Annotated in this window: 5 protein-coding genes and 1 pseudogene; 5 read left to right on the top strand and 1 reads right to left on the bottom strand. The window is 59.5% G+C overall.

The window, feature by feature from the left end; genetic code table 11:
* Positions 1–2,099, top strand: a pseudogene (locus CKW19_RS27825) (hypothetical protein); the annotation flags it as partial.
* A gap of 99 nt (positions 2,100–2,198) precedes the next feature.
* Here the strand turns inward: CKW19_RS27825 and CKW19_RS27830 are convergent.
* Positions 2,199–2,912, bottom strand: coding sequence for a response regulator transcription factor (locus CKW19_RS27830; protein WP_095061713.1), 714 nt, complete (start codon positions 2,910–2,912; stop codon positions 2,199–2,201).
* 765 nt (positions 2,913–3,677) lie between these two features.
* On the opposite strand from CKW19_RS27830, the gene CKW19_RS27835 reads away from it, so the two are divergent.
* The 4 genes from CKW19_RS27835 (at position 3,678) to CKW19_RS27850 (ending at position 8,908) form a co-directional block, all read left to right on the top strand.
* Positions 3,678–5,282, top strand: a complete 1,605-nt coding sequence (locus tag CKW19_RS27835) for a tetratricopeptide repeat-containing response regulator (RefSeq protein ID WP_095061715.1) — start codon at positions 3,678–3,680, stop codon at positions 5,280–5,282.
* On the top strand, positions 5,279–5,971 hold the full coding sequence (locus CKW19_RS27840) for a sensor histidine kinase KdpD (RefSeq protein ID WP_095061717.1): 693 nt from the start codon (positions 5,279–5,281) through the stop codon (positions 5,969–5,971). The genes CKW19_RS27835 and CKW19_RS27840 overlap by 4 nt, the downstream gene beginning before the upstream one ends.
* Before the next feature lie 244 nt (positions 5,972–6,215).
* On the top strand, positions 6,216–7,460 hold the full coding sequence (locus tag CKW19_RS27845; RefSeq protein WP_177408864.1) for a glutamine synthetase family protein: 1,245 nt from the start codon (positions 6,216–6,218) through the stop codon (positions 7,458–7,460).
* Positions 7,461–7,531: 71 nt separating this feature from the next.
* Positions 7,532–8,908: an MFS transporter gene (locus CKW19_RS27850; protein WP_095061720.1), complete on the top strand. Its 1,377-nt coding sequence runs from the start codon at positions 7,532–7,534 to the stop codon at positions 8,906–8,908.
* The last annotated feature ends 145 nt before the right edge of the window (positions 8,909–9,053 follow it).

The following is a 9,053-nucleotide window of genomic DNA, read 5'->3' on the forward strand; positions in this document are numbered from 1 at the left end:
TGGCGAGTGACACCAGTGGCTTGCCAGCGCTGACGTCGGGCGGGGTGGCGCTGGTTTACAGCGTCGTGGGCGATACGCTCACGGCCAAGGCCGGTGCGGTCGATGTGTTCACCTTCAGCCTCAGCGCCGCGGGTGCCTACAGCTTCACCTTGCTCAAACCGCTGGACCACGCGCCCGGCAATGATGAAAACGACATCACCATCAACCTCGGCTCGTTGCTGACGGCCACCGACAAGGACGGCGATACCGTAACGGCTGCGGCCGAAAAACTGGTGATCACCGTCGATGACGACACGCCAACCGCGGCCGGAGAAGCCGCAGCCGGCACCGTCGACGAGGACGGTCTGGCCAATGGCATTGCCGGTGGGATCGGCGATGTGGCGGGTACGGCCACGGCTGCCAACGGCAGCGTGACCGGTATCTTCCAGTCCGGCGCCGACACGCCGCTGAGCTATGCCCTGGCGAGTGACACCAGTGGCTTGCCAGCGCTGAGCTCGGGCGGGGTGGCGCTGGTTTACAGCGTCGTGGGCGATACGCTCACGGCCAAGGCCGGTGCGGTCGATGTGTTCACCTTCAGCCTCAGTGCCGCGGGTGCCTACAGCTTCACCTTGCTCAAACCGCTGGACCACGCGCCCGGCAATGATGAAAACGACATCACCATCAACCTCGGCTCGTTGCTGACGGCCACCGACAAGGACGGCGACACCGTAACGGCTGCGGCCGAAAAACTGGTGATCACCGTCGATGACGACACGCCGACTCTCGCGTTCGGCAACCTGATCGGGACCGGTAGCCTCCTTCCACAGTACGGGTTCTGGACCAGCGCGGCAGGAGCCGACGGGCTGGGTGCGGCAGGCCTGGACATTTCGTTGGTGAACAACCAGTTCACCCTCGTCAGGCCAAACAACACGACGGTAACCGGGAGCGGTACGCTCACCGAGCAGGGGAGCTCACCGGATATCAACGGCGCGTACCATTTTGCGGGTACGTTGACCGGTGATTTCGACAACAACGCCGCAACGGCCAATACCAGCGTCGACTACACGCTGACCGCCTACGCCAATGGCACTTATGCACTGGATCTGGTGCAAGGCTTCCATTCGACGATCGTGCTCAGCAGTGCCGACGGCGCGCTCTCGGCCGGCGGCCCGGATCCAGTGCGCACCTTGTTGATTCCGGAGACGAACAACCCGGCTATTCCTTCGGCATCGGAGGAGGTTGTGTTCTTTTCCGCGAAGGCGCTTGCGACGACTGCGCAGATACTGAGCGGCATCGGGCTCGGAGCACCCGACCCTACTGAAGCCACGCTACAGACCAACCCTCTGCCGTCGTTCATCGACCCGGCAGCCATGAACGTCAGCACGTCCGGCATCGGCGTCGGCAATAACGTGTTCCAGGGAGACAACCAGGCGGCAATCAGCGCCGACGATGAAAGTTTCGTGATCAATCCGGAAACCCTGCTGGCGGGCATGAGGGTCTTTATCGACAACTCCGTAGGGGGTTACGACACCGCGACCGAGGATCTGTATTACAGGGTCTTTTACGAGGATGGTACGTTCTCGGATCGCATCGAGGTGAACACCGTGACGTCGGAGGCGGGTGGGCAGGTGTCCTTCCTCATTGAGAAGTCGGGTGCACTGCTGATCGATGCGGTTCAACTGACGATGGGTCGGGGCGATATCAAAATCCCGGTCATCCAGTTCATTTCGGAGAGCGAGAGCCTGGCCAACGATGTGAAACTGGCGTTCAGCGCGACACTGACCGACAAGGATGGCGATTCGGCGACCAGTACATTTGACGCCAACCTGTTTGCCAACGACCCCGACGCGTCCTTCGACTACACGCTGGTGGGCACGATCGGCGAGCAAGATGCGTTCAACATCGACCTGTCGATCAATGACAATCTGTACCAGGTCACCGGCTTCGATGTGGGCGGTGGAGTGCAAGACAAACTGGTGATTAACGGTGTGCAGAACGCCTTCCAGATCGACAACACCGGCGCAGACAGCATCGTGACAGTGACCGAGCCTGGACAGGTAACGACCATCACCGTGGTCGGGGTCGACCTTCAGAATAGCGACCTCTTCTTTAGCGCCTGAGGTATCGCGCGCATGAACGAATGCGAGGGTGGTGTAGGAAACCACCCTCGCATTTTTCTGCGGTGCCGAGGGGCAAACCTTCTTATATCGACTTGAAATTCAATCCAGTTTTACCCAGACGGAATTGGGTGGCGCTTCGTGGTTGAGCCCGTGTTTCTGCGCATACATCAGCAGGTCGATGCGGTTGATCAGATCAAGCTTTTGATAGATGTTGCTGAGGTGGTTATGCACAGTGTGCTCACTGATCCCCAGGCGGCCGGCAATGCTCACGTACTTGGCGGACGGCTCTCCCACGATGGCGCGGATCAGTTCTCTCTCGCGCAGCGTCAACCGCGCCTGTTTCGCCTGCTCCACGTTGCATTTCAAGGGGACGTGCCCGGCCGCGGCATAGCCGGAAAGGCCGCCAACCCAGGCTCTATCCATTGCGACGTCACTGTGGTGAACCTTGAGGATGGCCTGGACAATCGACTCCGTCGGGTCTTCCGCCAGCACGATGCCGCGTGCGCCAGCCTCTATCGCCTGGGCAGCCGGGACGGCTTCGTACAGGCCCTTGAGCAGCAGCACTTTCATTTCGGTGTTACGGCTGAGTTCTGCAACGACTTCCAGCGGATTCAGCGCATCCGGGAAGAAACTGAAAAAAATCACATGGGGCCGCAACTGATCGGCAAGGTCCAGCGCATGGGTATAGGTGGTGGCCTGTCCGGTCACCTCCATCCGGGGCTTTCTGGCATTGATCAAGTCGTGAAGGCCCACCAGCACGAGGGGGCGGCAATCAACCAACATCACGCTTATTGGTGTTTTCTGGTCAGTCATGATGTTCCTGACCTCCTTGCAAAACTGTCAGTGGCCTGCGGGAAACGCCGGAAGGCCGTGAGGGTGCCCGTCCAGGCATTGGCTACCAGCGGCCCCGGGGGCTTTCCCATCAACAGCGCCGGCAGGCGGGACGAACGTTTCCAAACGGTAGACAAGGCTCGCGGGAAAAAATGAATACGAATAATTATCAAAGGTTTACACATGACGATGTGCTCCCCGCGCCTCTCAACTGATTCTAGGTCAGCCCAGCGCGGTGCCAGCCTGCCCGTACGTCGGTCCTCGATACAGAACCGGTGCGGACCGGTCGGATCGAAGTGCTCAAGGGGGAGGGGAAGCCTCGTAAATCAATGTTTTAGCCGTGTAAAAGGTGGCAAGCGGCCATGATTGGATCCTGTTTATTGTCGTCAATTAATAGACGAATGGTGTGAAGTTAGGAGGACTAATCTCGACTTAGTCAATTTATCGGCGAATTCGAAAAGCTCGGCTGCCGAGTCGACAGGATTCGTTTTCATTAACGCGTTCACATAATTCGCGTGAGCCTTGGGGAAGGTTCTCAAGGGAATGCGATGGCTGGCCGATAACCCGGGCTGTCACGGACGTATTTGTCTGCGCGCTCGGCATGGGGGCTTATTGTCGATGAGCAGGTGTTTGATAGCCTAGGGCCACCAGCTATCATCTGCGCGCCCAAAACAGGCGCCACCGAAGCTGCGTCCGTCCGTGGGTGTGCCGTTGGGTTCTTCTTCTTAAATTGCCTGGAAATCTTCGATGCTGTCGTATCACCAAAAGCGTTTTTTGATCGTCGATGATTTCTCTGACTTCCGCAGTTCCGTGCGTTCAATGTTGCGCGAGCTGGGCGTCAAGGAAGTGGACACCGCCGATACCGGCGAGCAGGCGCTGAAAATGTGCTCGCAGAAGGCTTACGACTTCATCCTGCAGGACTTCCACCTGGGCGACGGGAAGAAGAACGGCCAGCAGGTGCTCGAAGACCTGATGGAAGAGAAGCTGATCAGCCGTGAAGCGGTGTTCGTCATGGTCACCGCCGAAACCAGCCAGGCCATGGTGCTCAGTGCGCTGGAACATGAGCCCGACGCCTATCTGACCAAACCGTTCAACCGTTCCAGTCTGGCCCAGCGCCTGGAACGGCTGGAGCAGCGCAAGACCTTGCTCAAGCCGATCCTGCAAGCCCTCGACCGTGGCAAGCCGATGGAAGTGCTCAACGCCTGCATCGCCCTGTGCAAACAGGACATTCGCTATTCGCCCTTGTGCCTGCGTTATCGCGCCGACGCTTTGCGCGATCTGAATCAGAACGAAGCACTGGAGCGCCTGTACGACAGCATCATTGCCGACCGACCTTTGCCGTGGGCCTTTGCCGGGTTGGGCAAGTTGTTGTTCAAGCGCGGGCAGGTTTCGCAAGCCAAGGGCATCTACGAAAAAGCCTTGAAAGTGTTCCCGATGATGCCGTCGCTCTACGATGGCATGGCCGATGTACTGGTCGCCGAGGGCGACACCAAGGGCGCGCAGTGTGTGCTGGAAGAAGCGATCCGCCTGTCACCGCTGGCGGTGCGCCGGCAAGCGTTGCTGGGTAAGTTGGCCATGACCAACGAAGATTTCGACACGGCTTCCAAGGCCTATCGCCAGGCCGTGGCCCAAGGTGCGCAGTCGCGCTTCAAAGACGCCGAGAGCAATCTTGGCCTGGCTCACGCCTTGATCAGCAAGGGCAGCGAACGGGGCCTGGACACGCGGACTCGACTGGAAATCAACACCACGCTGAGTGCTGTGGCCAAGGAAAACCCTTCCGATCCGGGCCTGCAAATTCGTGCACGGCTGATGAAAGCCACCAGCCTGTTGCTCAACGACGCCGAAACCGCCGACAAGCTCACCGAGCAGGCTTTGTTGCGCCTTGATGGCATGGAGCAATTCATGAGCGCCGAGGCCGCGCTGCTGGTGGCCAAGCAACTGAAGATGCTCGGGCAGACCGAGGCCGGCACCGCCATGCTGAAAAACTGCGTGGAGATCTACGGTGACGATCCGGTGGTCATGAAGGATATCGCCAAGCAGACCGACGATCCTTCCATCCTCAACGCCGGCAACGCTGCGGCCGACCTCAACCGTCAAGGGGTGCGCGTGTACAAGACCGGCAACCTGGTGGAAGCGCGGGCGGTGTTCCGCAAAGCCCTGACGTTGCAACCGAAGAACATCAGCATTGCCCTGAACATGGCGCAGTCGTTGTTGCATGGAACCGACACCAATGTCCCGTCGGCAGAACTCGAAGAGTGCCGGACCTGCCTGAAAATGGTCGGCCTGATGCCGGACTCCGACGCGCGGTTTGCGCGTTATCAGAAGCTCAAAAGCAAGGCGTTTGGCGCATGAACGACAACGGGCAGGGCCTGGATTTCTCCACGGTGATCGCTTCCACCGTGCACGACATGAAGAACTCGCTGACCTTGTTGATGCAGGCCCACAGCCAATGGTTGGCGCGCTTGCCAGAGCCTGCGCGCCAGTCGCCGGAGCAGGGCGTGATCGATTTCGAGTTCGCGCACCTCAACGGCATGCTGGTGCAGTTACTCGGGCTGTACAAACTCGGCGTCAACCAGATGCCCCTGCAACCGGCCTATCATGAACTGGACGATTTCATCGAGGCGCAACTGGCGTGTCACCAGGAAGTGTTCGCCAGCCGCGGCATCATGGTCACCTATGAAGTGGACCCGTTGAGCCCCTTGGGATTCTTTGATCGCGAGTTGATTGCCTCGGTGTTGGCCAATTGCATCAACAACGCGATCCGTTACGCACGGCACGCGCTGTTGATCAGCGTCAGCGACGAAGCCGGGCAACTGGTGCTGACCATCAACGACGACGGCGAGGGGTATCCGGCGCAGATGATCGAGCGTCAGGCCGATTACGTTCAGGGTATTAACCAGAGCAGCGGCAGCACCGGGCTGGGTCTGTATTTTGCCGGGCGGATTGCCGCGCTGCATCAGCGCAACGGGGTTGTCGGACGTACCGAAATCAGCAATGGCGGGGCGTTGGGTGGTGGGGTGTTCAGCCTTTACCTCCCGTGATTGTTTGTCGTAGACCCGAGCCTTCGGCAGCGCCTACGAGGTTTTACATCTTTATTGATGAGGGCTGCTTGATATTCTGAACATGCGGAGTCTATTTTGTACGGTCGCCGTTCGCGGCTCGCACAATAACAAGGATTGCGTCATGACAACCGTTGGCCTGAGTTCACTCGCGCAGCGATTGACGGGCATTGATGAAGTGGAATGTGTCACGCCGGATTTGAATGGCGTACCCCGGGGCAAAGTGATGACCTCCGAGGGTTTCCTCGACGGTCGGCGTTTGCAGTTAGCGCGGGGTGTGCTGCTGCAATGCATCATGGGCGGTTATCCGCCAGCGCGTTTTTACGGCAGCGATGACGGCGACCTGGCGTTGATTCCCGACCCGGCGCAAATCCACCGCTTGCCCTGGAGTCATCCACCGCGGGCCTTCGCCATTTGCGACGCGAATGAGTTGGGCACCACCAGCAGCTCCAACCTGTCGACCCGTGGTCAGCTCAAGACCGTGATCGCCCGTTATGCGGTCCTTGGCCTGGCGCCAGTGGTGGCGACCGAGCTTGAGTTCTTCGTTTTTGCGCCCAACACCGACCCGACTCAAGCTTTCCTGCCGCCCCTGGGTCTGGACGGTCGTCGCGAGGATGGTCAGTCGGCGTTCAGCGTCAGCTCCAATAACGGCTTGCGGCCGTTTTTCAATGAGGTCTATGAATGCATGGCGGCGCTGGGGTTGCCCCGCGATACGTTCATGCACGAGATGGGCGTGAGCCAGTTCGAGATCAATCTGCTGCATGGCGATCCGCTGTTGCTGGCCGACCAGACGTTCCTGTTCAAGCATCTTCTGAAAGAAGTCGCGATCAAGCACGGCCTGAGCGTGGTTTGCATGGCCAAGCCGTTGGCGCATACACCGGGCAGCTCGATGCACATTCACCAGAGTGTGGTTGAGGTCGATTCGGGGCGTAACGTGTTCAGTGACAAGGCGGGGGAGGAGACAGCGACCTTCCGGCATTTTATCGCCGGTCAGCAGGCCTGCATGGCGGACTTCACCGCGTTGTTTGCGCCGAACGTCAACTCGTACCAGCGCTTGTGCCACCCTTATGCGTCGCCGAACAATGCGTGCTGGTCCCATGACAACCGCGCGGCGGGTTTGCGTATTCCGGCGAGTTTGCCGGTGGCGCGGCGGGTCGAAAACCGCTTGCCGGGGGCTGACGCCAATCCGTACCTGGCGATTGCCGCGAGCCTCGCGGCTGGGTTGCATGGCATCGAGAACAAGCTGGAACCGAGCGCGCCGATCCAGGGCGAATTTGAAGTGCCGGATAATCTTTCATTGCCGTGTACCTTGCACGCGGCGCTTGAGCGTCTGAAACGTAGTCAGTTGGCCAAGGAACTGTTCGGGGCGGAATTCATCGAAGGCTACATCGCTTCGAAGACCCTGGAGCTGACCAGCTTCTATGATGAAATTACTCCCTGGGAACGGCGTGTTTTAGCGGTCCAGGCCTGACGTCCCGTCTACATCCGGCTATCGTTCAGCGATAGCCCGATCTTCACTGCAAGGAGCCGCTCGGAACGCCGATGCGCCAAATCTGGAAATCCTTTCGAGCGCTTTATTTCGCCTCGCTGATGATGTTGATCGGCTCGGGCCTGTTGAGCACTTACCTGGCGTTGCGCCTGGCGGCCGACCATGTCGACAGCCTGTGGGTCGGCGCGTTGATGGCCGCCAACTATTTCGGCCTGGTGCTGGGCGGCAAGATCGGTCACCGCTTGATTGCCCGGGTCGGGCACATCCGGGCCTACTCGGCGTGTGCCGGGATCGTCGGCGCGGCGGTGCTCGGTCATGGCCTGGTGGACTGGTTGCCGGCCTGGCTCTTTTTGCGGGTGATCGTCGGCCTCGGCATGATGTGCCAATACATGGTGATCGAGAGCTGGCTGAACGAACAGGCCGATGCCAATCAGCGTGGGCTGGTGTTCAGTGGCTACATGATTGCCTCGTACCTGGGGTTGGTGCTCGGGCAACTGATTCTGGTCATGCACCCGGGGCTGGGGCTTGAACTGCTGATGCTGGTTGCCCTGTGTTTTGCGCTGTGTCTGGTGCCCGTGGCGCTGACCCGGCGAATTCACCCGGCGGCCTTGCATCCGGCGCCGATGGAACCGCGGTTTTTTATCAAGCGTGTGCCGCAGTCGTTGAGTACGGTACTGGGCGCAGGTCTGATCATCGGTTCGTTCTATGGTCTGGCACCGCTGTATGCCTCGCAGCAAGGGCTGACCACGGAGCAGGTCGGTCTGTTCATGGGTAGCTGCATTTTTGCCGGGCTGCTGGTGCAGTGGCCGCTCGGCTGGTTGTCCGACCGTTATGACCGTGCACTGCTGATCCGCTGCTTCGCCATGTTCCTGGCCGTCGCGGCGTTACCGCTGGCGATCTTGCCCAAGGTGCCGCTGGAGGTGCTGTTCGTCATCGGCTTCCTTTGCTCGCTGGTGCAATTCTGCCTGTACCCGTTGGCGGTGGCGTTCTCCAACGACCATGTCGAGGGCGATCGCCGGGTGTCGCTGACGGCAATGCTGTTGGTGACTTACGGTGTCGGTGCGAGCATCGGGCCGCTGGCGGCGGGGGTGCTGATGAAGCTGTTCGGCAGCCAGAGCCTGTATGCGTTTTTCAGCTTCTTTGCATTGGTGCTGGTCTGGCGGATCCGGCCGAAAGCCGTGACCAATCTGCATCAGGTCGACGATGCACCGCTGCATCACGTGGCGATGCCGGACAGCATGTCGAGTTCGCCGCTGGTCGCCGCACTTGATCCGCGCGTCGATGAACACGTGGTGCAGGAGCAGATGCAGTCGCCGATCAATCCAGAGTCTGAATCCGAACCTGAACCGACTTCAGAAACCGATCAGTCACCGCCACCAGAAGACCCTGACACCGGGCGCGAGCAGAGTTTTACCGAAGCCAGACCTTAAATTCAGGGCATAAAAAACGGTTCTTCACGGAATCCCGGGAAACACAGAAACAAGAACGCCGATTTGATTGATGATGTTCGTGCGAGCAAACACATCTAACAAACCGGCGTTCTTATGCGCGATATTAATACTTTCCTTCCTTTTT

The organism is Pseudomonas sp. Irchel s3f7, assembly GCF_900187615.1.
Taxonomy (GTDB): Bacteria; Pseudomonadota; Gammaproteobacteria; order Pseudomonadales; family Pseudomonadaceae; genus Aquipseudomonas.